The organism is Shewanella sp. KX20019 (assembly GCF_016757755.1).
Classification (GTDB): Bacteria; Pseudomonadota; Gammaproteobacteria; order Enterobacterales; family Shewanellaceae; genus Shewanella.
This window is the reverse complement of the sequence record NZ_CP068437.1, coordinates 4,440,411-4,465,433: the sequence shown is the minus strand read 5'-3', so window position 1 is coordinate 4,465,433 and position 25,023 is coordinate 4,440,411. Positions and strand designations below refer to the sequence as shown.

The 25,023-nt window shown below is 43.1% G+C and carries 21 protein-coding genes; 8 read left to right on the top strand and 13 right to left on the bottom strand.

The features are described 5' to 3' along the window. The first annotated feature begins 532 nt into the window (after positions 1 to 532). The 5 genes from JK628_RS19370 to JK628_RS19350 all read left to right on the top strand — a co-directional run bounded on the left by JK628_RS19370 (position 533) and on the right by JK628_RS19350 (position 7,756). Positions 533 to 1,447, top strand: a complete 915-nt coding sequence (locus JK628_RS19370; protein WP_202286556.1) for a DnaJ C-terminal domain-containing protein — start codon at positions 533 to 535, stop codon at positions 1,445 to 1,447. Between the two features lie 169 nt (positions 1,448 to 1,616). Next, positions 1,617 to 2,021 carry a hypothetical protein gene (locus JK628_RS19365; RefSeq protein WP_202286555.1) on the top strand — a complete coding sequence of 135 codons (405 nt, stop codon included), beginning with the start codon at positions 1,617 to 1,619 and terminating at the stop codon, positions 2,019 to 2,021. 374 nt (positions 2,022 to 2,395) lie between these two features. After that, the gene (locus JK628_RS19360) at positions 2,396 to 3,562 is read left to right on the top strand and encodes a BamA/TamA family outer membrane protein (protein WP_202286554.1); all 1,167 of its coding nucleotides are present in this window, start codon (positions 2,396 to 2,398) and stop codon (positions 3,560 to 3,562) included. Positions 3,563 to 3,588: 26 nt separating this feature from the next. After that, positions 3,589 to 4,320 carry a hypothetical protein gene (locus JK628_RS19355; protein ID WP_202286553.1) on the top strand — a complete coding sequence of 244 codons (732 nt, stop codon included), beginning with the start codon at positions 3,589 to 3,591 and terminating at the stop codon, positions 4,318 to 4,320. Between the two features lie 220 nt (positions 4,321 to 4,540). After that, positions 4,541 to 7,756, top strand: coding sequence for an EAL domain-containing protein (locus JK628_RS19350; protein ID WP_202286552.1), 3,216 nt, complete (start codon positions 4,541 to 4,543; stop codon positions 7,754 to 7,756). Between the two features lie 92 nt (positions 7,757 to 7,848). On the opposite strand, the gene JK628_RS19345 is transcribed toward JK628_RS19350, so the two are convergent. Further along, the gene (locus JK628_RS19345) at positions 7,849 to 8,121 is read right to left on the bottom strand and encodes a DNA polymerase III subunit epsilon (RefSeq protein WP_202286551.1); all 273 of its coding nucleotides are present in this window, start codon (positions 8,119 to 8,121) and stop codon (positions 7,849 to 7,851) included. A 302-nt stretch (positions 8,122 to 8,423) separates the two neighbouring features. Here JK628_RS19345 and JK628_RS19340 point away from each other — a divergent pair, with 302 nt between their 5' ends. Further along, a complete protein-coding gene (locus tag JK628_RS19340) occupies positions 8,424 to 8,609 on the top strand; it encodes a CCGSCS motif protein (RefSeq protein WP_202286550.1) in 186 nt (61 codons plus the stop codon). 147 nt (positions 8,610 to 8,756) lie between these two features. Here JK628_RS19340 and JK628_RS19335 read toward each other — a convergent pair whose 3' ends face one another. From JK628_RS19335 to JK628_RS19300, 8 genes are all read right to left on the bottom strand, one after another. Beyond that, positions 8,757 to 11,120: an amidohydrolase family protein gene (locus tag JK628_RS19335; RefSeq protein WP_202286549.1), complete on the bottom strand. Its 2,364-nt coding sequence runs from the start codon at positions 11,118 to 11,120 to the stop codon at positions 8,757 to 8,759. A 163-nt stretch (positions 11,121 to 11,283) separates the two neighbouring features. Beyond that, positions 11,284 to 11,442 (bottom strand): hypothetical protein, encoded by a 159-nt coding sequence (locus JK628_RS19330; RefSeq protein WP_202286548.1) that lies wholly within the window; start codon positions 11,440 to 11,442, stop codon positions 11,284 to 11,286. Positions 11,443 to 11,574: 132 nt separating this feature from the next. Continuing rightward, a complete protein-coding gene (locus JK628_RS19325) occupies positions 11,575 to 13,011 on the bottom strand; it encodes a mannan-binding protein (protein ID WP_202286547.1) in 1,437 nt (478 codons plus the stop codon). 348 nt (positions 13,012 to 13,359) lie between these two features. Further along, on the bottom strand, positions 13,360 to 14,040 hold the full coding sequence (locus JK628_RS19320; protein WP_202286546.1) for a helix-turn-helix transcriptional regulator: 681 nt from the start codon (positions 14,038 to 14,040) through the stop codon (positions 13,360 to 13,362). 90 nt (positions 14,041 to 14,130) lie between these two features. Next, positions 14,131 to 14,598: a GyrI-like domain-containing protein gene (locus JK628_RS19315; RefSeq protein ID WP_237524067.1), complete on the bottom strand. Its 468-nt coding sequence runs from the start codon at positions 14,596 to 14,598 to the stop codon at positions 14,131 to 14,133. Between the two features lie 43 nt (positions 14,599 to 14,641). Next, positions 14,642 to 15,025 (bottom strand): VOC family protein, encoded by a 384-nt coding sequence (locus JK628_RS19310; protein ID WP_202286545.1) that lies wholly within the window; start codon positions 15,023 to 15,025, stop codon positions 14,642 to 14,644. Positions 15,026 to 15,230: 205 nt separating this feature from the next. Beyond that, positions 15,231 to 16,898, bottom strand: a complete 1,668-nt coding sequence (locus tag JK628_RS19305; RefSeq protein WP_202289892.1) for an ammonia-forming cytochrome c nitrite reductase subunit c552 — start codon at positions 16,896 to 16,898, stop codon at positions 15,231 to 15,233. Positions 16,899 to 17,722: 824 nt separating this feature from the next. Then, positions 17,723 to 18,592, bottom strand: a complete 870-nt coding sequence (locus JK628_RS19300; protein ID WP_202286544.1) for a DMT family transporter — start codon at positions 18,590 to 18,592, stop codon at positions 17,723 to 17,725. 151 nt (positions 18,593 to 18,743) lie between these two features. On the opposite strand from JK628_RS19300, the gene JK628_RS19295 reads away from it, so the two are divergent. After that, positions 18,744 to 19,235, top strand: coding sequence for a MarR family winged helix-turn-helix transcriptional regulator (locus JK628_RS19295; RefSeq protein WP_202286543.1), 492 nt, complete (start codon positions 18,744 to 18,746; stop codon positions 19,233 to 19,235). A 52-nt stretch (positions 19,236 to 19,287) separates the two neighbouring features. Here JK628_RS19295 and JK628_RS19290 read toward each other — a convergent pair whose 3' ends face one another. The 4 genes from JK628_RS19290 to JK628_RS19275 all read right to left on the bottom strand — a co-directional run bounded on the left by JK628_RS19290 (position 19,288) and on the right by JK628_RS19275 (position 21,610). After that, positions 19,288 to 20,295: a permease gene (locus JK628_RS19290; protein WP_202286542.1), complete on the bottom strand. Its 1,008-nt coding sequence runs from the start codon at positions 20,293 to 20,295 to the stop codon at positions 19,288 to 19,290. Between the two features lie 86 nt (positions 20,296 to 20,381). Further along, a complete protein-coding gene (locus tag JK628_RS19285) occupies positions 20,382 to 20,630 on the bottom strand; it encodes a thioredoxin family protein (RefSeq protein ID WP_202286541.1) in 249 nt (82 codons plus the stop codon). Positions 20,631 to 20,688: 58 nt separating this feature from the next. Continuing rightward, a complete protein-coding gene (locus JK628_RS19280; protein ID WP_202286540.1) occupies positions 20,689 to 21,015 on the bottom strand; it encodes an ArsR/SmtB family transcription factor in 327 nt (108 codons plus the stop codon). Positions 21,016 to 21,358: 343 nt separating this feature from the next. Then, on the bottom strand, positions 21,359 to 21,610 hold the full coding sequence (locus JK628_RS19275; protein WP_202286539.1) for a DUF2999 family protein: 252 nt from the start codon (positions 21,608 to 21,610) through the stop codon (positions 21,359 to 21,361). A gap of 266 nt (positions 21,611 to 21,876) precedes the next feature. Here JK628_RS19275 and JK628_RS19270 point away from each other — a divergent pair, with 266 nt between their 5' ends. After that, positions 21,877 to 25,014, top strand: coding sequence for a DUF3857 domain-containing transglutaminase family protein (locus tag JK628_RS19270; RefSeq protein WP_202286538.1), 3,138 nt, complete (start codon positions 21,877 to 21,879; stop codon positions 25,012 to 25,014). Positions 25,015 to 25,023 lie beyond the last annotated feature (9 nt).

Below are 25,023 nucleotides of genomic sequence, written 5' to 3'. Positions count from 1 at the left end.
TGAATTGATTCGAAGTTATTCTATTGTTTGGCGAGTGAAGGAAATGTCATCGTGCTAGCGGATATTTGAAATGACTAGTGTCTTTCTGATCATCTTGAACGTAAATGAAGGCAAGGTGCCGCGAATTGCCACTGATGTCTTGATTTTCTTCTTACTATGAATCGCTAGCATATGTTGCTTGTGCCTGAGAATGCGGAGTCAAACCAAATAGGCCTGCCACAAGAATGGCTTGATCTTTTGTGCCAGCGATTACAGTGGTTGGCAATAAATATCTTCGAGAGAATACTGTAGATGACGAGTTTAAAAAATGAAATAGCATTACAATAGGTACACAAGGCAAGATTGGACTAAATAGTCACTTATGCTTATATCCCCATTTCCACATTAATGCGCCTAGAATTGAACTGGCACAACGCCTCTGAAACGAGCATCTTCAAGTAGGATGGGTATAAACACATAAGCTTGTTATTCCTTAGGGCACAGATAGAACTCATGGCCCTTTTTTTGAGATATACATTAGTGAGGGTTTAGCGTGTCTAAACAAGATTATTACAGCGTGCTAGGTGTTTCAAAGGCCGCCTCAAATCAAGAGATAAAGAAAGCCTATAAAAAGCTGGCGATGAAGTACCATCCCGATAAAAATCCTGATGATGCAGTGTCAGAAACAAAATTTAAAAATGCTAAAGAAGCCTATGAAGTACTGACGGATACTGACAAGCGCCAGCAATATGATGATTTTGGTCATGATTCGTTTGTAAACAATGGACAGGATGGACATCGTTATAGCCAAGGCGGATTTAACGATATGTTTGGTGCAGGATTTCGCCAGCGTGAACGTGGCTTTGGTAATCAAAGCTTTGATGCCAATGATTTTGAAAGTATGTTTTCTCAAGCAAGGGGTGGGCGAAGCCGAACTCAAAAAGGGCAAGACAAGGATTTTGTGTTCACTGTAGACTTTGTTGATGCGGTGCAAGGTGCTGAAAAAGTTGTCGAACTACCGGTTAACGGCGAAACTAAAAAAATAAAGGTTAAGATCCCTGCTGGTATTAAAGACGGTGAGAAAATACGCTTCAGCGGTAAAGGTGGTGCTGGAGTACATGGTGGGGCCGCAGGTGATCTATTGTTGACGATCGCAACCCGCAAACATGCGTTTCTTGAACGTGAAGAAAATGATCTGATTTACACCAAGGCTGTCGATATGGTGACGGTGGCACTGGGTGGTGAGATTGAAGTCAACGTATTGGATAAGCGCTTTAAGCTTAAAGTGCCAGCCGGGACTCAACATGGACGTAAGTTTAAGATAAAGGGTAAAGGAGTTACCGATCGTAAGGGAGCGACTGGTGATTTGTTTGTGCAAATTAAGGTGGAAACTCCGCAGAACCTAACTGAACAACAACGTTCATTACTCGAACAGTTCAAAGCTTCAATGGAAATCAATGCACTCTAAGAGGCTTGAAAAATCAAGCCAGAAGCACTGACCTTAACTAAATTTACCGCAATTTTAGATTGAGTTAACAAAGGCTATCTCAAGCATTTTAATACACGTTTCAGCTATGTTTATTACAATTGATTGCTTTGTCATGTATTTCAACCGTTAAAAAGAGAGAATCGTCAGCATGGATACACAAAATTCAAACTCGACTCGCCGCAAGCCTTGGATTGTGATTGGTGTGCTCACATCCATAGTTATGTTTTTTGGACTGCTGTTAATGGTGATGCCTAAAGGTTTTAAAGCGACCCACGAACAGATTGGTAGTGGGGTTCCTGCGTTGGTGTTTGTCTATGATCCTAATATTACATTGAGTAACAGCCAGACCGAACAGATGAATGAGGCCCGCGCCCATCTAGGCGACAATGTGTTGTTTCTCCTCGCCAGAGTGAATACCCCAGAGGGAGACCAACTGATTGCCAAATACCGAGCTGGCTCGGCTGAAATTTTACTGTTTGATCCAGAGGGAAAGTTAATTAAAAGGCAGTTTGCTGTGAAAAGTGCTAACGAGTTAATTCAGTGGGTGCGGTAGCAAAGTCGGGTGTTAACATGGGTATTTATTATCCATTTACTTAGCTAGTATTTTCATCATCTCAATGGCTTTATTAGTCCGCTTAACATCTTCGCATGTAAGCTTGTGTTGAGCTGTTTGCTGCAGGCAATATCTCAGCAGCAGCTTAAACCGCTAAGCCTAACAAGCGAGACATCTGCAATAGATTAACCCTTATAGCTGAAAAAGTAATTGTTGAAAATCCCTGTAGTGTTAAAATGCGCTCGGCAAGTCCAAGGACTGCTTTTAAGCGAGTTGTGTGGTTGAAAAGTTCGAGTGCTAGCGGACTTTACTTAACCCTTTTTCAAACAACATATCGCCTCCCTTATGGCCCATTACTATCTAATAGAGCGTTTATGAAACGGATTTTATTACTAACCTTATTTGCTTTTTCCAATGCGGCAGTCGCTGTTGAACCTCTGTTTGAAACCCCTGAAAATATGGAGCCGACCTGGGTCGATGACATCTTGTCTGTGTTTGGTGCTGACGGTGAGTTTGATGAAAGCAAAGCCATTGATATGAGTTATCTGCCAACGGCATATTACACCCCAGAGAAGAAGTTTGGTGTGGGCCTATTGATGGTGGGCTTGTATAAAACCGACGGTGCATCGAGTGAAGAGCAGCCATCATCGTTAGTGTTGAATTCGTTCGTTTCGATGAATAACTCTTATGGTGTTGAAGTTGAAAATATGACCTTTTTCAATGGTGGCAAGCAGCGATTATTGCTGGGGCTTGAGTTATATAATGAAGCTGCTGTGTATTACGGTCAGGGTATCGAACAAGGCAACCTAGACAGTAATCATCATGAGTTTGAAGAGCAGTTATACAGTTTCAAACCTCGTTGGATGACAGAAGTTGCCGACAATTATTTTCTAGGCGTTGGCGCTGATTTGACTTACGTCAGTGCTGACAAGCTAGAGTTGGTCGAAACTGGCGTACCAGTAGATGCCGACACTGTTTTACCGAGTAACTTTAGCTCGGGTGTGGTTGTTACCAGTATCTATGATTCGCGAGATTATCGCTTAAATGCGACTAAGGGCTGGTTGTTCCAAATCGACGCCGGTCTTTATCAAAACAGCGAGTACTCGACGTTTTCCACTTATAACCTAGAACTAGCCAATTACATCGATTTGAGTTCAACATCACTGCTTAGCTCTGCGCCAGGGCTTATAGCATGGCAAGTGCAGGGGCAGTTCACCGATGGCGATGTGCCTTGGAACATGTTGCCGGACTTAGGCGGCTCAAGTGCAATGCGTGGCTATATCAAAGGGCGCTATCGCGACAAGCAGATGATGATGGGTCAAGTTGAATATCGTTTACCGATTTTTCAGCGTTATGGCATGGTCTTTTGGGGGGGCGTGGGTAGCGTAGCATCAAAGGTGAGTGACTTGAACGAGGAGCTAATGACCTCTTATGGCACAGGTTTCCGTTTTAAGATCAAAGACAATATCAATCTACGTCTTGATGTTGGCGTCGGTGAAAACGAAACTAACTTCTACCTTAATGTGAATGAAGTATTTTGATCTTAGCGAGAGCATTTGCATTGACGATGAGAACTTGTCTGTTAGGGCTGGCGTTAACGCCTGCCCTAGCGAGTAACGTATTCGCTAATCAGTCAAAGGTGGCTCAACAAGCCCCTGTTGAGAAACAGTGCAACCGCAGTTCAAATTACGATATTTACCTCAGTGGTATACATACTGGCACCATGGCCCGAACCGAGACTTGGACGGGTAAAACGGCGGTGGTGACCTCAAAAAGCGAAGCCAGTATTTTAGGCATTGGCACTCAATACCAGCAACGGGCTGAGTTGTCTTGGTCGAATAAAACCAATGAATGGATAACTGACAAGTTTCACCAAAAAGTGACCGGGTTTAGAGCGAGAGACATGCAGGTTTCTTTTAGCAATAATGGTCGTCAATCTCGGGTCGATATTGATGGCGACATCAGCAACTATACCTCTGCTCACATCCCTCTGCGGGATGTGGATACTTTAGCCATTCAAATTCGTCAGTACCTGCTGCAAGGCCGCACGCAGTTTGCCTTAATCAGGCAAGCTTCTGATGCTATTGAACCTTATCAACTTTATGTCCAAGACCCGCAGACTGCAAACATATCACCCTGGGGCGAGTTAAGCTTGATCCCTGTTAAACAATCAGGTGCCGAAGAGGTGACCTACTACTTTGCGCCCGCTATGGATTATCAACTCATTAAAGCCCGTTATCACGGCATCATACTGCAAGGACTTATCGAGCTTAATCATTACAGCTCATCTTGCGAGTAACACCGATCCGTAACGAACAATCTGCTAATTTAATAGTGTTGGTAAACGGCAACATGATCACTTGATGAAGGTTGGTTAAGTGGTCGAATAGAATCTGTGGTTTGTTTATACGCGCATCACCTTTTCTCAGTATTAACATCAAACAAAACTCAAACTTGAACAATATATCCTAGAATATATGCATTAGCCGTTTCTATGAGTGAAACAGATCAGAGACTGAATGCAGATGGATAATGTTGGACTATTACAGGGAAAGTACTCTACGCCGATCATTTCAGTCGGGTTTATAACCATGGTTATGCTGGTGGTGCTAATCATTTTCATGGCAGTAGATGAAAACAGAAAACTTGCTGATCTTAATGACAGAATGTACCAACATCCCTTTTCAGTCAGTATCGCGGTATTAGAAGCCAATGGCGATATTCTTGCCATGCACCGATATATGAAAGATGTCGTGTTAGCAAAAAATAAAGATGAATTAGATATCGCTATCTCCCTAGTCGACCAACATGAAGATGAAGTCTATCGACATTTTGAAATAATTAAAGAACGCTTTCTTGGAGACAAAGAAAAAATTAATGTCGCTTATATGACATTTGTTGAGTGGAAATCTATACGTGACGAAGTACTTGTTTTAAAACGTAACAACCAGCATCTACTCGCTGCAGATATTACCACTGGCAAGGGAGCTGAGCATGTTAACAAGCTGAACCTAAGCATGAAATTTTTAATCGATTTTGCTCGTAGTAAAGCTCTTGAGTTTAAGGATAGTAGTCAACGTTCTTATGGTTTAAGTAAGACCTCTTTATACTTTTTGCTGATAGTTACAATCCTATCAAGTGGCATCATAGCGTTTTCTGTTATCTTTCTCGTCAGAAAGGCGGAGCACTCTCGCAATGAAAGTGAAGAACGCTTTAAAGCTATTTTTAATAATGCCGAAGTGTCTATTTGGAGTGAAGATTTTTCTACTGTTGTGGTAGCGCTAGACAATTTTAGACAGAAAGGTGTCGTTGATCTTAAGGAATATTTGTACGCGAATATGGATCTTGCTTGGGATCTGGCGGGGATGGTTAAAGTTAATTCTGTCAATAATGCCACGTTGAAACTCTTTGGTGCCAACAACCAATCTGAATTTTTAAGTAAAATTGAGCAAACTTTTGGTGCAAATGCGATAGATGTATTTATTAATGAAATGTGTGCCATCTGGACTAATCAAGAAACGTTTCTATCAGAAGCAAATTTTCAGACATTAGATGGTAAAGAAATCAAAGCACTTATCTCATTTCAAACACCATCATCAACCAATAACTTCCGCAATGTTCCTGTCAGTATTGTTGATATATCTGAACAGAAGAGTCTAGAGAAAAAGCTTAAACTTTCATCTCGCGTCTTCAGCGACACCCATGAAGGCATAGTTATTACAGACGCTGATAGGATGATTGTTGATGTTAACCCTGCATTTTCCGATATTACCGGCTACAGCCGTGAGGAGGTTATAGGTAAAAGCCCTACTATGCTAAGCTCTGGTAAGCATGAAGCTGAATTTTATAACGACATGTGGCAACAAATCACCGAGCATGGGTATTGGCAGGGTGAAATATGGAACCGCCGGAAAAATGGTGAGGTTTACGCCGAATTGCTCACCACCTCATCCCTGAAAGATTCAGATGAGCATATCGTTAACTACTTAGGTATATTCACCGATATAACCCATAGCAAACGCCAACAAGAAAGTATGCGCCGAATGGCTCATTACGATGCCCTGACTGGGCTCCCTAATCGAACACTGCTACTCGACCGTTTTTACCAAGCTCTTGCTCATTCAAAACGTTCAGATACATTGCTCGCTGTTTGCTTCCTAGATTTAGATGACTTCAAGCCGGTGAATGATATTTTTGGTCATGATATCGGCGATAAATTACTGATTGAGGTCGCTCGTCGGCTTGAATTAGCGCTGAGATCAGAAGACACAGTTTCACGTCTCGGTGGCGATGAATTTTCGATGCTGTTAGGTGATCTTAAATCAACGCCTCAATGTTGTGAAATACTGGAAAGAATTATTCACTCCATTAGTGCCACTTACTTTATTGACGAACACTTAATCAATATCAGTGCATCCATTGGTGTCAGTTTATCTCCTTTAGATGGGGTGGAGCTAGATACCTTACTACGCCAAGCAGACCAAGCTATGTATCAAGCTAAGCAAGAAGGGAAAAAAAATTACCAATTCTTTGATTTAGAGCAAGCACAAGAAACGACCCTTCGGCATGTAAAATTACAAGAGATCCAACATGCTTTAATCAATCATGAACTCTGTTTGTATTACCAGCCAAAAGTGAATATGGCCTCGGGAAAAATTATCGGTGTTGAAGCGTTAATTCGTTGGCAGCATCCTGAAAAAGGACTTGTTCCTCCGCTTGAGTTCTTACCGCTCATCGAAGGCTCAGAAATAGAAATACAAGTCGGTGATTGGGTGATTGATCAAGCAATGGAGCAGCTTGAACGACTCAATAACCAAGGTATAAATTTAGAAATGAGTGTTAATGTTTCTTCTATGCAGTTTTTAAATCCCTGTTTTTTTGACAGCCTTAAAGAGGCGCTGAACCGTCACAGTAATATTGAGGCTTGCAACTTCAAGTTGGAAGTTTTAGAAAGTAGCACCTTAGGAAATATAGAGCGGATCAGCTACATTATTCGTGCCTGTTGTAATGAGTTAGGTGTAAAAATCGCCTTGGATGATTTTGGTACCGGTTACTCATCACTGTCTCATCTTCGACAGCTTCCTGCTGACACTATCAAGATTGACCAAAGTTTTGTTCGCGATGTATTAATCGATCAAAATGACTTCTCTATCATAGATGGTGTGATTGGGCTGACTAAGTCATTCAACCGACATGTTATTGCTGAAGGTGTCGAAACGACAGAGCATGGCCTTATGTTACTTCTGATGGGTTGTCACAATGCACAAGGTTATGCCATATCAAAGCCTATGCCAGCTAATAAACTCCTTGACTGGATTAAAGAATACCAGCCAAATCAAATATGGATAGCAAGTAGTCAGGAGGAGATGACACTACAGGTAAGGAGAGTAAAACAGCTCGAATTGATACTCACACACTGGCTTAAAAATATAGAGAATTCGATAAAGGAGGACTCAAAGGAGAAAATTGATATCTGTAATATGGGTTGTCATTTTGACAAATGGATTAGACGATTAAGAGATGATGAGTTATTCGAGGGGGGATGGATTAATGAACTGGAGCAGGCCTATAATGTTATGCAGAATGTGGCGAAGGACATTATCAGTGGATATCAGCCAGATGCTAGTCGCTCTGAAACAGATGCATTAAACCAGCTACATAGTGTATTTGATAAAACCTTGTCGATGCTAACGTTAGCATCGACAAAAAACGAATCCGTGTCCTTAGCAAGCTAAAATAGCTATCTTTATAGGCCGTTAAGCCTATAAATTAGTTTTCAATACGAGCCATCCATAATCAATAAAGAACCATGGTTATTAAGTGTATTTTACTTTTCAGTAAACTCCGCTTGAATCCTTTCTAGCTCTTCCTGCTCTTTAAGCTTAAGTCGTTGTTGCGCCTTAAGAGTTGCCTCTTCCTGAAGCGTTGCTTGTCTCTCCTTAAAGCTGAATTTCTCATCTTTAGTCAGAAACTTAAAGGCTTTATTATTGGCAAGTACATAAGCGACGACATCTTCGCCCTTTACTCTGCGCTCATCTACACGTTGTGAAAAACGTTCGTTGTCTCGTGCTTTACGCTGTTCAGCATTTAACTTGCTCATATTTTGGGTCCTCATTGGTTAATCAAAGTAGCGTTTCACTACGCTCAGTCAAACAAATGAGTTGTGTTGCACATTCATAAAGCTGATAGGGGAATTTTAGCATAATATGCGATCCGAGCCCCATGGATAGATAACTATTTGTGCCTGACTGTCTGATTAATGAACCTAGGTGTAGCGCTTAGTTTTCTGACGACAAACCTCCATCACAACTCACCGCAAAGAGTGTGATTAATAGTTGACTAAATTACTCAAGAATTATAACATGCGATAAAAATGCACCTTTAGAAAGTTATGGAGTTTATATGTCAGTATCATTCAAAAAAATATTTGGTTTGAATAAATCAGAGGGCCAGGCTTCAGTAGTAACCCCAACTAAGGCTGTCGACAAAGCTGAAAAAGTTGCTGCAACTAATGCTGCGGTAAAAGCTGATAATGCTAAGCCGAAACATGGTGACAGCGGTGTATGTTGTGGTTCTTGCTCTAACTAATGTTTAAAATGCAGGCCATTTCCGGCTGTCAAAGATTGGCTGTATGCTGTCGTTATCGCAGAGCAAAAGTTATGTTGCCTGATCAAGTCATCAAGCGGATTTTGCAATCCGCTTGATGCTTACGATTGCTAATCGCTCTGGTGCTATTTAGTCAGCACACTCTGGGCTCTTTATTGCTACATCGACTTCTACATCGATTTCGACATCGATTTCTACATTTCTGCCCACATCAGATTTTGCATCGTCTTTTACCTTAATGCTCTCGTGTGAAAACACCTTTTCACCCGCTACCCATGTTTCAAGCACATTATCGGTATCACGCATTTTTAAGAACGGGTCTTTCATTGTCACCGGATCAATTTTGAGGATAACAAAGTCGGCAAACTTTCCGATTTCAAGTGAACCCAGCCATGCATCGGCATGACATTGCCATGCGGCGTTGTACGTCGCGGCGGCTAATGCCTGTGAGCCAGTTAGGCGCTCCGCAATATTTAATGTATTTTCGTCGCTAACTTGGCTGCTAATGGCTCTTATATTGTTATTTTGTCTGAAGACTTTGGTGTAATCCTTTATCGCTGGGCTGGCTTCGGTTACCCGAGTCATCGACTGTTCCATCAAGCGTAGTGTGCCAATGGGTGATACCGGGAAGTCACTGTGGAGGGTGATTTTTGCCCCTGCGGCGATAGATGATTGGCATAAGTCTAAACATTTTTTAGCCTGCTCTTTAAAAATGATTTGTTCAAATGCATAGCCCCAATAACCGACATGACCAATTAAAAAACTGGGAGACAGCGCGAACTCTTTCATGCTGGTAATTCTGTCGGCATCGAGCAGTGAGCAGTGTTCAATTCTATGGCGCATATCGGCCCAATCTAGTGGCGTGTAACCGATATCGATGGCATTGGTATATGCCGCTTTATAGACCTCAATGGTATTGTCAATGGCACTATCACCATTAGCATGGATCATCAGTGGCCAGCCCTTTTCGTTAATGGCGGTATTGACCATCGCTGGAAAGGATAAGTTATTATGCATTTCGTTTTGAGTGGTTTTTGGCTCCATGTTGAAGTTGAATATCCCCTTAGATTTCTCCTCGTACACATCCTTTGGTAATGGTGGGTAGCAGTAGTAAGATTGATATTGGTATCCGGTTAAGCCTTGATTGGAACCGTCAGAAACTAACTTAATATTTCCGGTAAAAGCATACTGATACTGAGATGTTCTCGGACAATCATCGGCTTGCTTTATACCGTTTAAATCGGCATATTCTAGCGCTCCACCGATGCGAACTGGCGGCAAATCAGCATTCTTATCTTGCTCTTTTCGTAGCCAAGTTTGTTGCTGGGTGCTAAACGCAGCGTCATATAAAAAAGTCATCCCTTTTCCGAGCGCCTCCGATAGTAGGGCCTGTAGAGATCGTTTTACAGCTTGCGGGTTTATATAGCGTGCTAGCTGCTCATATGGTACGGCACACAGAGCCCACAGTATTTGCTCCATCTCTTGCAGTTGGCCATTATATTTTTTAACAAAATCATTTTTTGTTAATTTGTTAGGAGCGTCAGTGTTGCTTGCAAAACTTTGATACGTCGTATACCTGGTTTTCTCTAGCCATGCTTTAAGGGAGTCAATTTTTGCTAGTGGCGAATAATTGCTATCGTCATATTCGTCCCAGAATTTCCAGGTTGCTTCTGAGGCCTTAGTGTTGATATACAATGTATGGGCGGAAGCACTGAGGATGGCGAGTGGGTACTTTTCATCTTCCTTTGTTGCCCCATTTAGCCCATCTAAGGTGGCTAGGTCTAGCGTGGTTAATAAGTCCCCATCAAAAGGCATGAATGAGGGATCGATATCCTTTCCCATTATCCAGCTATCAGCTGTTATTGGTGTAGGGACGATGTTTTTGGATTGCAGGCTGTTTTTACTTGTTTCAGTGTCTTTATTAGCTTCACCGCTAATACCTATATTGAGCGTTGTTGTAATATAATCTAAGTCGTAATCATGCCTCATCATCTGCTTATCTACTCCTGAGAAGGAGATAAAGTTGCTTATCAGGGCATCACCGCAAATATGAACATGGGGGTCAATTAAGCCGGGAAGTAGGGTTTGGCCAGGGGTTAGTTTCTGGTGAGTAATCGTTAGCTCGTTAATCTTTTCTTGGCGCACTTGTTGACTAAGGTCTTCGCCAATCTGTTGCTGCTTTTGCTCTACCGCAAGTTCAACGGCTTTTTTTACATGTTGAAGTGTACCCACTGCGATAATGTTTCCGCCAAGTACACCAATTGCATCAACGGTGATATCGGCATTACCTTGTGTTACTGGGCGTATGGTACCACCACTAATAATGAGTGGTTTGCAGTTATTTTGTTGATCTGGCTTGGGTAGTGGCGGTGTTGGTAGAGAAACCTCAGTATTAATATTAGCCGCGACTATTATTGCATTCAGTAAGCTCTTACCAAACGGGTCATTACAGCCACAATGGGTACAGGTATGGTCGTGAGTATGTGTTTTCATGAATAATCATCCTTTACTATTTCATGTGATCTAGTCTAATCATTAGTGGCTTCGGGGTATAAATTAACCCTGGGAGCCGATATTTATGGCGTTTCACAAAGTGCTGTCGCATAGGAGCAGCAATAGCCTGTTAGCTTAGCCATTGTTATCATCAAGCTTAAGATTAACGTTTACCGAGTAAGCTGGGCGCTACCTTTTTAGCGATGTTCAGTGCGGATTTGCTTAAGGAACTCCAAAAACCTGTGGCTTCTGCGCCACTGCCTGCTGCATTAGAGTTGTAAGTAGTACGTTCCACGGGTTTAGATTGAGTTGGTAATTTCATCTGAGTTTCCTTGTTAGTTATGCATAAAGGGTCAACAGCGAGGGCCGATATTGACCAAGTGGCTATTTATTGCATCAGCTTGGGCTTTAGCTTGCGCTTGATTGTCAATGACGCTAGCTGCTTACAGCTTAATCATTGTTTGGAACCCGCTTTGATATCATCAAAAATATGACTTAGGCTGCTGCTGGATGCGGTGTTGCTAATACCGCTTTTTTTACCTTGATAATTATGGCAACCGAAACAATTGGAGACGAACCCTGCTGAAGGTGAATGTGTGGGATCTGTTTTACCGCTGTCAGCGGTGAGATGTATTGCTGCGGTGTTAACCTCTTGATATTCAGTTTCTGCAACGGTATTAGCAAGTCGTAACGAGCCTCTTTGGTTACTTATTTGTGTTGTTGGCTGGCCATCTGTCGGAGTTGTATATGAGCCTTGTTGGATATCACTTACCCATAGAGCTCCGACATTGAAGTAGTTTTTAAGCACGTTAAAGTTACCGGTTAAATGGGGCAGAACATTTGCATTCAGTGTTTTAATTGATTGGGTGTTTTCATCAAATTGCGGATCTATTGCAGCAGAGCCATAAGGATACATGCGGCATATCTGCGAGGGTTTTCCTGTGCTCTCTGTGCCTGGAGTGGGGTTATTAAATTGGCACATAGGCTGGTTATCTTTTAGACCTGTAGCACAGGCCTGGCTGGCAAAAGACCAACCGGTAGTTGTCTGTGGCAGAGTACAATCTGGTGCATTTACCTTATGTTCAAAGGTGGCCCAAACAAACTCAGGGTGATCTGGAGTGGCAACGGCGACATGAAACCCTATCATTCCCAACGTGGTGGTTTTGGCATTTTTCTGTGCTGACGTTGTCGGCGTGATGTTGGCATCTATGGTGATGTAGTTACTTGGGTCATCGTTTGCATCCAGTACCTTCCACGCGGTTTTCATCTCAGTGGTCCCACCCGGGAAGTTCTGTTGCTGCTGAATTTTTTTTACATCGCACATGTTTTTACTGAAGCGAATATCGTAATAGACGACATTACCATTTTGATCATAAATGGTTGCGCTGCCGCCAGCTTGACCAATTCGCTCTGGGATTATAATGGTGGTGTCATTTTCTTCATGTTTTGCGGTGCGTATAAACAGTACTTGTGAGTCATGAATGTCATCACAAGAGTTGGCTGGTGTGCCATCAGGCTTTACCTCTAGCTCGTTAAACAGCGTGTCATCTTGAAAGTTGCGTACGCTAGAGTCTGTAGTGGAAGTCGCCATTAAATAAGCGAATGTTTGCCACGAAAATTGATAAAAGTCGCAGAATGAGCTGTCTCCTTGGCCATTACTTTGCGCTACTTCATCTGGCTGACTCGGTGAGGAAAACCAGCTCTTATCCGCGCTGCAATTATAAGAAGTAGGGGAAGAACTGATACTAGTTACTGTTTCAGTCTGCAGCACCAATTCACTTTCTTTGTATATCTCTTCAGATGGGGTGGCCTGCGAGATGCTGCTAGCAAATATACATAACAGTAGCGCTGTGACTAACGTGCTTATAGTCCTTTGAGGGGGGGGATTCATACTATATTCCTTTATTTGATTTTTGCTGAAATCGCTCTTGGAACAGGGTCAACTTTGTATTGATAACGTGATGCAAGTAATGACAACAAGTTCGAATGATGAATATAGCTAAGAAATTCACGTGCTACTCTTCTGATAATATTCCTTATAAAAATCAGATGCTAAAGTGATTCTGTGTCGATGCTGTCCACATCAATGGGCGCGGGGTAAATGGGAGATGTTCAGTTAGTTGAATTTTTCGCTGTTTACTTAGCGAAAATGAGAGTGGCTGTGTCTTTGGGAGGCGCCCTTCTGGGGAGGGGATTTATCAAGCAGTGCGCAGATAATTCTGTTAGATCCAATGCAGCATTAACCATGTTCGGCTTCCATCAAGGCAATATAGTCTTGCATCTCTTGACCAGGGGTTATGGCAAAATACCTTGCTAAGCTATTCAGATTAAGAATTCTATCGATACGGAAGTTACGAAAGTCATTTCGCAGTTCACACCAAGCGAGTAGGGTCCATGTGCCTTTCCAAAAATAGATGGCAAGAGGGCGCACTTCTCTGTGGCTAATATCCTCTTTCGCATCGCGGTAATCCATCAATAGATATTCTCTTAATCGCGAAGATTTTCTTAACTGGTCGAGAAACTGAAGCTCATCACTATCGATGTAAAAATCAGGGGCGAACATTAATGATTGATACTCTTTGAGCCTTGCTGGTAATACGGCTTCGACTTTTATCATCGCTTGTTTTGCGGCGCTCGACAGCTCTTTTCCACCCCAAGCTTGCACCATGCGCATACCGACTTGAATCGCCTCTAGTTCAGCTTCATTGAACATCAGTGGCGGAACATTAACCTCTTGTCGTAGCAGGTATCCCACACCAGCTTCACCCTCAATTGGAATACCATTTAAGCAGAGATCTTGTACATCACGATAGACGGTACGTGTCGATACTTCGAGCCTTTCGGCCAGCTCTTTGGCCGTGGTTAAACGGCGATTGCGAAGGATTTGAACTAGTTGAAATAATCTATCGGCGCGGCGCATATTACCCCTTAGTTGAGTAGCTGATAAGTAACAGAGCCAAATCTAACTGGACGTTAAATCTGGCTACTCTTTTATGCTGGCAAACAGTGGTTAGTTAATGCCAATATAGATCTCAACACGATGACTATCTAGATAAACCTCATAATCGGTGAGGTAACAGCGTTGATACTCACATGTGTCTGAGGTGAAATAGCGCCATACTTGTTGCCAAAGGTTTATCACGCATTGAGGCATCTCCCCTTGAGCGCTAAACTTAAGGTAGTCACCAGCAATTAAGGTAAGATCACATGCTTGCTCTTCGGTGGTTGTGGTTCCCACTAATACCGAGAACTCACCATCCATATCCGATTGATAGTCATAATAGACGCCATACATTAGCTGACCATCGCGATGGGTTTGGACTCGCTCGGTAAAATAACGTTGCCAGAGAGGGGCTATTTTTTGCGTGGCTATATGTTGCTCGGCAAGATTGCTGGTGCTGCTCATTAAGCCTGCAAGTTCAACCGCGGTTTGCGTAACTCTCTCAGGTGAAACGACATCCATTGTTATATCACTCATGATCTCTCCATTGAATCAGCTTGTAACCCTGGTGCTACTAACTCTATTTTTCCTTGGACCAAAGGCCGACCGTATTGCCTTCGCAGTCCTGAAATAACGCGATAAAGCCGCATTCACCGTCCTTTATCGGCATTACTGGCAATAGTACTTTTACCCCTGCTTGGGTTATTTTATCCACCAACGCTGAAAGCTGTTCACTTAGGTGAAGGTAAAGCACGCTACCATGGGCTGATGGCTGCATCATCTCATGTTTCACTAAGCCTATGCTGGCAGCGTCTTTATCTGCTGTTTCTAGCACCGCCATCTCCATATCATTCATCACTTCACGTCTGAAACTGACGCCAAAATGTTGCGTATAAAATGCGACGGCTCTATCCATATCTGTAACAGGGATCTCGCCCCAAACTAAGGCTGCATTATGTAACATGATTAACTCCTTGTATGAGCTGAGTGAACATTCGATATGAAGGCTTACCACTCAGCGACAGAGCAAGGATAAAACAGGGCTACTGACAGCTTGGTGTCAGTAGAGATTAGCTTACCGCAGATAACTGTTGAATAAAAAAATGCCAGTCGGTGGGATGACTGGCATTCTGTTTTGGAGGTGGTGATTTAATAAATTACATTAGTGATTAACGTAATTCAGCTGGCCACTCTTTTTTAACGCGCTCTTCAACGAACTCGTCTTTAGCCGCTTTCATTGAGTCTAAGTCAAGACCCGCAAGCGGTTGTACTTTTGCTTTAGTATTATACTTAGCTGCATCGTACACATATTCAGGTGCATACTTAGTGAGTAAGGCATCAGCTTCGATGAGTGCCGCATCCAAAATAGCATTGGCTTTAATCAGCAAGCGTTTAGCTTCATCTGGATTATGTGCCGCGATACCGTGGGAAGCGGTCGCACTGTCCCAGAACCACTGCGCGTTACGCACTTTAACTAATAGACTGTTCATCTCGGTAGCAAGTTCGTTTCCAGCAGCAAGTGCGCCTTCATAGGCCGCCTTAGCTTCGCCAATAGACTTGCCTGCATCTAGACCTTCGATACCATTTGCAGCCCAAATTGCTTGTGCTTTAAAGTGGACTTCGGTTAGGCGAGGGTCGGTACCGTCGGCTTCAAAACGTAATTTGTCGATGTCAGCTTTACGCTCAGCAATGATAGTGTCTATGTCTAAATAGTCGGCATTATGACAACCAGTACAGCTTGCTGGTAGCTTGTCTGCATCAAATGTGACTTTATGGTTTGAATATTCAGCACCACTACTGTTCGTGGCTTTAGGCATGTGACATGTATTACAACTAAACTCTAAATGATTTGGTCCTTTGTGTTTAGTTCGGTCTGACATGTTTTCAAACTCAGGGTGCTGCGCTTTTAGCGACGGCGAACCAGAGATGGCGTTTGTCCAATCTTTAAAGTTAATGTTGTCGTAGAAAGCTAACTGAGCTTCTGCTGCGAAACCTTTATATAGATTGTCAGTTCCTTTGTAGCCAACAATGTTTGCGTAATCAGTGTCGACACTCGGTACCCAATGATCCCATGGGTAACGTACTTTCTTAGAATCTCCGCCATCGAAATAATACTCTACATGACACTGAGCACACGTTTGGCCTGCCTGAGCAGTGTGATCTTGAGCTGCGAAAGTTAGCTCAACTTTATCCATCGCACGTTCAGTGTATGGACGGCTTAAGCGCAGTGTATTTTCGCCTAGTTCATGGCAGTCAGCGCAGCCGATGACATTAGACATCTCTTCACCCCAAACGGACCAACCGTTGTCTGCAAATGTTCCTTCGCCAACCTCGTCATACATACGAGCTACGTCAGGAGACTTACAAGACCAGCAACTTGCTTTCATCGCTTCACCGACAACCACGCCGTCATGACCTACAAGAGGGGCACCGGTGCGAAGCGTTTTGATAATGTCGGTTAATGCATAGTGATGACCGCGAGCACGATTGTAATCTTTAGCAAAACCGTAACCAGCCCATGCACTCACTAGGTTTGGATTTGTTTCCAACAAGTCAGTCGGCACGCCTGTGTCCGGGTTAGTTTCTGCAGTTTCTAACCAGGTAGTATGCTGATCAGGGAACTGCTCTTTCCAGTTATCGCTGTTGTAGAGGTCCGGTTCTACGGGATCAACTGGATCTACGGGATCAACCGGATCAATAGGCTCAGGCACACAGGTGTTGGTGGTTGGATCTAAAACAGTGCCATCGCTACAAGTTTTAGGTGAATCATCATCGCTATTACAACCCGATAATGCGGCCATTACTGCTACAGCGATAGCAAGTTTTTGTAATCTCATCATAACTCCTTTAAATAACTCTATTGGTCATCTTGATTTTAATTATTTACTTATTTAGGGTCCGCTTATTTTATTCTGTTGTTGCTTTTTGCTCACGTTCTTACATTGCGGAATATGTTTTAAATATCAATTAAGCTCATCATGTTTAATTAGTATCGAACGAGACTATTATTAACATGGTGGTTGTTGTGGCCATACTTTTTATTAACGACAACGTGAGTATGATCAATGATTTTACAAAAGTGAGTTGTTAATAAAATAAGAAAAATCTAACAAATACCTAGTTAGAGGTACTCTTAAGTAGGTACTGAGGTGTAGTGTTTATCAGGGGTTTGAGTATAAGCTATTGTTCTAATTTAGGGGTGAACACTTTTTGGTGACGGTGGAGGTTATTGGTTTTTGTAGCGCAATTGTTGCTACTTGAGTTGTTGGCGTGTTGGTTATAGCCGTGGACTTACTGGATAGTCATATCGTTATAATCATATTTCATTATTGCAATTAGTTATTAGCTGGTAGTTTTTCGACTATTTCAATTCATCGTAATATAGTGGGGTTAATTACTATGTCATGATAGATTGTGATGATGACGTTCTTATGTTTATTATTTATTAAGTTGATTAGTTAAACATGTATTTATTATAAACTGATGTTGCTATGGGTCTAAGTTCGGGTGCTAAATAAACCCCATCGGTTATTTCACCTAATATACGACACCTTAAAGTAGCCGATGTTAAAATACAGCTAGCACCTCCTGTTGCTAGCTCCGCTCTTTTAAAAACATCTGGCTTTCATGATCGTTATTTATTTGCATCATAGGATTTGATTCATTTATGCCGCGAAAGTTGGAGCAATGTTGGCGCTATAGACGCTAAGATCATACTGGCCATCAATAAGTACTGATGCGGGGTAAATGACTCGCCAAGTAACACCATGCCGCTAACAATGCCCGCGATAGGATTGGCGATGCCACCAAAGGTGAAGTCGACCACCGTCATGCGCTGTAATAGCCACACATACATGATGTAACCAAGCACGGTATTAAGCAGGATTATCCAGCTTAAGCCAAAGCCATTAGTCATACTAAACTGTTGTATCGCAGCGACATATTGCTCTGGAGCGAACAGTGCATGAATCGCAGCAGCAATTAGCAGTAACGTGCCGCCAATAATGAGTTGCCAAGTGAGTACCGTCCACCAATGTATGCGGCTGCCGAGTGCTTTAATGATGGTGCTACCGACGACAATACAGCTAATAGCAGCAAGCATTGCCAATAATCCAACTGGGCTTAGACTGATCGCGCTGGGGTCAAATAGCATCCAAGCCAATATGATTAACACCGCGCCAAACACTGCTTGTAAGGAGCTTGGGCGCTTTTTATTAACCGCCCAATGGAACAGCATGGCAAACACCGGTACCGAAATCATCCCCACACCGGAAATTGCCGAGGGTAGGGTGAGCGCCATAATAAAAATTAGACCAAAGAAGGCGGCAATATTAATAGCGCCGAGCTTAATCAATACCGGCCAATCAACTCTGCTTGGAAGGCTCGGCTTGATAACCAATAGCACAAGACCCGCAGGCAGAGCACGCAGAGCACCGAGTAGTAAGGGTGGCCAGTCGGGTAATGAAAACTGGGTCACCGCATAAGTCGTCCCCCAGAAAAAGGCGGGGATCATGGCAAGAAAAATATTCATATACTACCTTTAAATGAAGTATCTTTACGTAAAGATAAAGGTGATTGTGAACCTCTAATCTATTTTTGTAAAGTATCTTCTTATGAAGTATCTTTGCGTTAAGTTTAATTCGGCTGGACATAGTCGTGTAGCAAACAGAGTATGGTGTGAAATGGATGATATCGATAAAGTCGCCGCACAATGGGGCCAAGAAAAGCCACATTTAGCAACGTTACCTATGGAAATTTTTGGGCGCATTATGCGTTTACAAAAACATATTGAGGCGAAAATCGTGGCTTGCCATAAACAATATGGGCTAACGCTGGGGGAGTTTGATGTGCTCGCCACACTACGTCGCTCAGGTGAACCTTTTAATTTAACCCCTTCAGCCCTGTTGTCGTCGATGATGCTGACTTCTGGTGCGATGACAAATCGCTTAGATAGACTTGAATCTAAGGGCTTTATTGAGCGTATGCACAGCACCGAAGATCGCCGCAGTGTTTCGGTGGGGTTAACGGCAAAAGGGTTGAGTACCATAGATGAAGCGATTGAAGAACATGTACGTATTCAGCATCAATTGGTTCAGCAGCTATCAGCTGCAGAAAAACCTCAATTAAATAAGTTACTCAAAACCTGGTTAGCTGCTTTTGAAGGCGAGCAGTAGCCGCTCGCCCTCTATTTCAACTGAGGGCGGGAGTTAACCTTTGTGGCTCAAGTTAAACGAGGTTTAATACCCACCCCATAATGGTAAATGACACGAGTAACAGTACGAATAAAATCGCCAATAAGCGCCATTGCATCACTTGCTTTAGCATTACAAACTCTGGAAAACTGACAGCAACGGTGCTCATACAAAATGCCAATGTGGTTCCTAATGGCACGCCCTGTCGTAATAAGCTTTCCAATATGGGAATGACCCCTGTCGCGTTGGCATACAGTGGGATCCCCATCAATACCGCAAGAGGCACTGACCACCACTGGCCATCACCTAAATTCGCTTCCAGCCAGCCCGCAGGTACAAAGCCATGCAGCGCCGCGCCTATACCGACGCCGATAATGACCCACTTCCAAACTCGGCCAAAAATCTCAACCGTTTCAGACTTGGCAAATTGATGGCGTTGTTGCCAACTTATAGCTGTTGGCTTAGCTGGTGATCCCGACGTCGATAAGCTAATGCTGGTGTCGTTGCTAGAGTGTTGCAGTCCCTTGGCATAGGCTTTGGCTGCTAAAGGCTGCAACCAACGTTCGGCTTTCAATAAGTCCAGTAGCGCCCCGCCGAACATGCCAATGGCTACGCCAGTGAGCACGTAAATTAAGGTGACCTTTAATCCTAACAGGCTAAACAGTAATAAAATGGCGACTTCATTAATCAGCGGCGATGTCAGTAAGAACGCCATGGTGATGCCGATGGGTATGCCTGCAGAGGTAAAGCCAAGAAACACCGGAATACTTGAACAGGAACAAAAAGGGGTGATAGCCCCAAAACCTGAACCTAAACCATAACCGATAATTTTAGGCTTTCCGGCTAAGTAGCCACGCACTCGCTCGACATTTAACGAGGCGCGGAGCCAGCCAATGGCGTAAATCATCACGATAAGCAGGGCAAATATCTTGCTGGTGTCTTCAACAAAAAAATGGACAGCCTGACCAAGCTGGGTTTGACTGGATAAGTCTAACAGATCATAAACCAGCCAATCGGCAAGTACAGAAAACCAAACTAACATGGTTAACCTCGCTAAAGGGTTGAGATAGAGCCAGCAATAGTCACTAGTCCAAAGATGGCTATCTACAGATGACTATTTATAGATGATTAGTGAGCGTTGCTAGCTTGAGTTATTAGCTGCTCAATTTCGGTATGCGATGGCACGCTGCCAGCGCTGACGACGGTGCCATCAATCACTATTGCAGGTGTCGACATAACGCCATAATCCATAATAGCTGCCATATCGGTGACTTTTTTAAGCTCAAAATTCACCGCTAGTCGCTGGGCAATTTGCTCTACATCTGTGGCTAAATTGGTACACTTTTTACAACCACTTCCTAGAATCTCTATTTTCATATCGTGACCTTATTTTTAATAAACTTAATTGGATTAATACTTGGTAAATTGCGCCTGTTTAACTGGGGTTAAGCAAGGCGGCCTGGGATTTGGCATTCTTTGCTAATACCGCCTCAACACAGGCAAACATTTTTAATAAGCAAGGGGTTTCCAAGCGATAGAAAATTTGCTTGCCATCGCGGCGACTGCTGACAATTCCAGCCTGCTTTAGTACAGATAGGTGCTTAGATACCGTTGAAATATCAGCGTTAACGCCATCGGTGAGATCGCAAACACAATGCTCTTGTTGTTGTAATTGTTCTAACAACCAAAGGCGCGTTGGATGTGCCATAGCCTTGAGTACCGCAGCGCGGGCATTGAGTCGCAGTTGTTCCTGTGCTGTCATACATTGTCCAGATTCAAACCCGAAAGGTCTGTTAGTTACTAGAGTTTGTCATTTGGCTAAATAACCAAATGATGTGATGGCTGTAGTCTATTTAATCATTCTGTGGAATGTCGTGACGGAGGTAACACTTTAACAACGGTTTAGAACGATAGGGGGAGTCATTGATTTTGTTTGGGTTATCTTATTTTAACGGCAATATGCTAATAAGGCTTAGAAAGGGTAGTGCCTGGCGGTGTGGGGTGGAGAGCTAAATGGCTAGCTCTCTACCCACAAACAAGCTTCCCTAGCTAGGCTGACTCACATTGAGTGAATAATTGAGTGGCCATCGGGGATAAGTTGTTGATTATTGCTGTAGCTGGGCTTTGGCTGCTTCAACTTTAGAAAAATCTAAACCTAGCTCGGTAACAGCTTCTTTGATTAGTGTCGGGGTTTGCATAACCAAGCCCATCATCTGCTGCAGCTTTTCTGCGGGAATACCTAACTGGCCAACGGTCGCCATCGCCATCATTGGATTTTCAGTCAGTGTCTGGAACAGCTCACTGATTTGTGTGTCACTGATATTGTGTTCTTTTAAGATCGCAAGAATCGGATTCATCGCACTGCCTTATATGCAAATAAAGTAAAATAGGGGTGGATACTACCACACTCCTAACGCTTAAGTTGCTAGGAATAATTGATTGAAACTAGATCAAGCACATCTTCGCTAAAAGCTGAATAGCGTCGATTAACCGCCACTCAAAGTTGCTTTCGTTGCTCTTAAAATCGCGTGAACAGAAGTATTAAATGTTGTGAAAATGTTTTAATATCAATTAACTCCATAGATGGAGGCTACTTAATAATAAGAAACAAAGGACTGGCTCGATGTTAACTTTTCTACGGAATCATGCAGCTTACGCTGTGGCCACATTTAGCATGTACGCCGTGGCGTGTACTGCACTGATCTATTTATCTCTTTTTCCCATCGCTCATGCGAACGGGATCTCTTCTGTATCAAGCCGCTTAGCCTTAGATGAAAATTGGCATACGGGGGCTTATAGCGCACAGGGGGTGACTTTTTCTCAACAGCCTTCTTGGGTTAAAACTGTGGCAGTTATAGAGCCTGAGGTTGAACCTATTGAGGAGCTAGCCGATGGTATTTTTCACCTGCTACTCGATAACCAATATCGGGTTGCAGAGAACGGTGAACAAAGCGGATTCGACCGCTATGCCATTAAAGTTACCTCTGCCAAAGGACTGGATCACGTATCGCAAATTACGGTTTCATTTGATCCCAGTTATGAACGAATTAGTTTCCATGGCGTAAAGGTTATTCGTGATGGAATTGAAATAGATAAAACCTTCGATGGCCAGTTTAGTTTAGATAAAACCGACAACGCGAACGATCTTCTTTACGATGGTTCGTTAACCGCATTTTGGGCTGTTAATGATATCCGTATTGGCGATATTGTTGAGTATAGTTTCACTCGATATGGACAGAATCCGGTGTATGGCAATACTTTTACCGGTGGAAGAACACTGCAATGGCAAGTCCCGATCCAGCAACAGTTTATACGTGTGTTGTGGGGGAAGAGTAATCCTCTGTATTTTAAAATGCACAACACAGAACAAACGTTTACCGAGACTCGCCTAGGTCATGAGACAGACTATCAGTTACTGGTTACGCAACAGCCCACTTTAGCCGTTGCTAATGATGCCGCTGCTTGGTATGAGCCTTTTGCCAAAGCCCGATTTTCTGAGAGTAAAGATTGGCAGTCGGTAGTTGATTGGGCTCTACCGATGTTTGAGCGTCAGATCGATGAGTCAGCCGCTCTACAAGATAAACTAATCGACATTACTCAACAGTCTTCTGAGTTGGAGCAGCAGGTGATGTTGGCGCTTAATTTTGTGCAGCAAGACATCCGCTATTTGGGTATTGAAATAGGCAGTAATAGCCACTTCCCGGCCAAGGCAAGTGATACATTGGCTAAGCGTTATGGAGATTGTAAAGATAAATCAGTATTGCTGATTGCATTGCTTAAGGGCTTAGGTGTTGAGGCTTCCCCCGTGTTGGTTAATAGTCAAACGGGTGAGGAGTTGATAGATAGATTAGCCTCCGCAAAAAGCTTTAACCATGCAATTGTTAAAGCGAAAATCAATGAGAAAAGCTATTGGTTTGATCCAACCCTACAGTATCAACAGGTATCTTTAGATGCTATGTATCAGCCTAACTATGGTTATGCACTGGTGGTTGAACCTGGAGTTGATGCGCTTGAAAAAATGCCTGATGAGCGCAGCGGCAGCAAAATTGAGTTTGCGGAAACTTATGATTTCCGTGAAGGCGTAGCTAAGCCGTCGCTATTCACTTCCACTGTGACCTATTCAGGCTACCAAGCTCGACGTAAAAGAGTGGCAATAGTAGACAGTGGTGTACAGGCTTTGTCTGAGCAATATGCCAAGTATTATGACAAGATATTTAATGGCTTGACGGTTAACAGCCCGCTCGAAGTGACTAAAGATAAGGCTAAGGGGACACTAACTATTAGTGAAGATTATCTTCTCAGCGCCCCTTGGACTGAAGGGGATGAAAATGACTTCACTATCTATCTATATGAGACGCAACTTTCCCCCTATTTGACTATCCCTGAAAGTTTGAGCAAAAGAACGCTACCGCTAAGCTATCCACTGCAGATTGAAGGCGATATCGTGGTTAAGCTGCGTGATTCAAACTGGAGCTTTAGCGACGAAACCATAGAGGAAGATAATCCATTTTTTAAGCTGGTTTATCAGGTCGCTTACGACAAGTCACAAAGGCAATTAAGTTTATCTTATGCGTACCAGTCTAAAGTGGATCGGGTTGAGGTGGGGCAGTTAAGCGGCTATATCAGTGCCCTTAAGAAGGTCTCATCTATCGACAGCTATGGCATTGTCGATTATCCAAATGCTACAGTGGCTCCAGCCAGCGCCAGTGAGTCTACTGCTACTAGCGATACTCCCGAGCCAGTAAGCCCGTGGGTGATATTGGTTATTTTAATTCTGCTTGGTTTCATCTACGCCTTTGTCAATTTAATGCTAGAAGCTAAAAGTCCCCATCAAACTCAATTTTATCCGGTATCAACACTTAAGTTTTTTGTGCTGTCGGTATTTAGTCTTGGGTTATATTCCAGCTATTGGAGCTATAAGAATTGGCAATATATTAAGCATGCCAACGATCGCCCCGATATTTGGCCCGTAGCGAGGGGATTGTTTGCTCCACTTTGGTACTACCCATTGTATTCATGGCTTAATGTGCATCGAGATCAGCAACAGAAGCGATCATTTTTGATCCCGGCGTGGTCGGCAGTAATCTTATTTGCCGGTTATCTGTTTTGGAATGGTATGAGTTGGGAGCTGAGTTTAGGTTATTGGGATGATCTTATTCCATTTATTGTTTTTGCACCGTTAGTTATTTATATAAACAAGGTAAATAGCACAAGCAGCGAGGCTTATGTCGCTAACTCACAGTGGCATGCACGCAACTGGGTGTTTATTGCCTGTATGGCGCCATTACTGATTTTTACGCTGGCACAGGACGTTGGCTTAACAGCGCAAGATAAAATCATCAAAGGGGAGGAACTCTGGTCACACCATATTGATTTTATGCAGCAAAATAAGGTGTTGGCAGCAAACGAAACGCCATTGCTGTTTTACAGTTCAGATTGGATTGATAACCAAGCGGATGGTAATGGTTTTACTCAACAAACGGTTTTTTCATATTGGGTCGAAGATGATGAGCTGCAAGTTGTCACCAGCTTATTGAAGAATGTCAAAGATATCCAAGTCGATTATGCCGAGCCCAATGAGGACATAGATATCACCGAGGTGACGGTTCATATTGATGATGGCGAGGAGTTTATTTTATATGCCACGACAACAGAGGAGCAGGACAAGGTCTTTGTCGATCGCTTAATGTTGGAGTGGCATAACCAACGAGAAGTTGAAACGCTGAATAGTGCTGACAGACAAGCCACTGAAAAGCATTAGGGTGCTCGT

Excerpts from the sequence above, each read along its gene's own strand:
- JK628_RS19285 (WP_202286541.1), bottom strand. The coding sequence starts at position 20,630 with ATGAAAATAGAGATTCTAGGAAGTGGTTGTAAAAAGTGTACCAATTTA.
- JK628_RS19280 (WP_202286540.1), bottom strand. The coding sequence starts at position 21,015 with ATGACAGCACAGGAACAACTGCGACTCAATGCCCGCGCTGCGGTACTC.
- JK628_RS19355 (WP_202286553.1), top strand. The coding sequence starts at position 3,589 with ATGAGAACTTGTCTGTTAGGGCTGGCGTTAACGCCTGCCCTAGCGAGT.
- JK628_RS19290 (WP_202286542.1), bottom strand. The coding sequence starts at position 20,295 with ATGTTAGTTTGGTTTTCTGTACTTGCCGATTGGCTGGTTTATGATCTG.
- JK628_RS19270 (WP_202286538.1), top strand. The coding sequence starts at position 21,877 with ATGTTAACTTTTCTACGGAATCATGCAGCTTACGCTGTGGCCACATTT.
- JK628_RS19340 (WP_202286550.1), top strand. The coding sequence starts at position 8,424 with ATGTCAGTATCATTCAAAAAAATATTTGGTTTGAATAAATCAGAGGGC.
- JK628_RS19345 (WP_202286551.1), bottom strand. The coding sequence starts at position 8,121 with ATGAGCAAGTTAAATGCTGAACAGCGTAAAGCACGAGACAACGAACGT.
- JK628_RS19325 (WP_202286547.1), bottom strand. The coding sequence starts at position 13,011 with ATGAATCCCCCCCCTCAAAGGACTATAAGCACGTTAGTCACAGCGCTA.
- JK628_RS19275 (WP_202286539.1), bottom strand. The coding sequence starts at position 21,610 with ATGAATCCGATTCTTGCGATCTTAAAAGAACACAATATCAGTGACACA.
- JK628_RS19315 (WP_237524067.1), bottom strand. The coding sequence starts at position 14,598 with ATGAGTGATATAACAATGGATGTCGTTTCACCTGAGAGAGTTACGCAA.
- JK628_RS19310 (WP_202286545.1), bottom strand. The coding sequence starts at position 15,025 with ATGTTACATAATGCAGCCTTAGTTTGGGGCGAGATCCCTGTTACAGAT.
- JK628_RS19305 (WP_202289892.1), bottom strand. The coding sequence starts at position 16,898 with ATGAGATTACAAAAACTTGCTATCGCTGTAGCAGTAATGGCCGCATTA.
- JK628_RS19360 (WP_202286554.1), top strand. The coding sequence starts at position 2,396 with ATGAAACGGATTTTATTACTAACCTTATTTGCTTTTTCCAATGCGGCA.
- JK628_RS19350 (WP_202286552.1), top strand. The coding sequence starts at position 4,541 with ATGCAGATGGATAATGTTGGACTATTACAGGGAAAGTACTCTACGCCG.
- JK628_RS19365 (WP_202286555.1), top strand. The coding sequence starts at position 1,617 with ATGGATACACAAAATTCAAACTCGACTCGCCGCAAGCCTTGGATTGTG.
- JK628_RS19330 (WP_202286548.1), bottom strand. The coding sequence starts at position 11,442 with ATGAAATTACCAACTCAATCTAAACCCGTGGAACGTACTACTTACAAC.
- JK628_RS19300 (WP_202286544.1), bottom strand. The coding sequence starts at position 18,592 with ATGAATATTTTTCTTGCCATGATCCCCGCCTTTTTCTGGGGGACGACT.
- JK628_RS19320 (WP_202286546.1), bottom strand. The coding sequence starts at position 14,040 with ATGCGCCGCGCCGATAGATTATTTCAACTAGTTCAAATCCTTCGCAAT.
- JK628_RS19295 (WP_202286543.1), top strand. The coding sequence starts at position 18,744 with ATGGATGATATCGATAAAGTCGCCGCACAATGGGGCCAAGAAAAGCCA.
- JK628_RS19335 (WP_202286549.1), bottom strand. The coding sequence starts at position 11,120 with ATGAAAACACATACTCACGACCATACCTGTACCCATTGTGGCTGTAAT.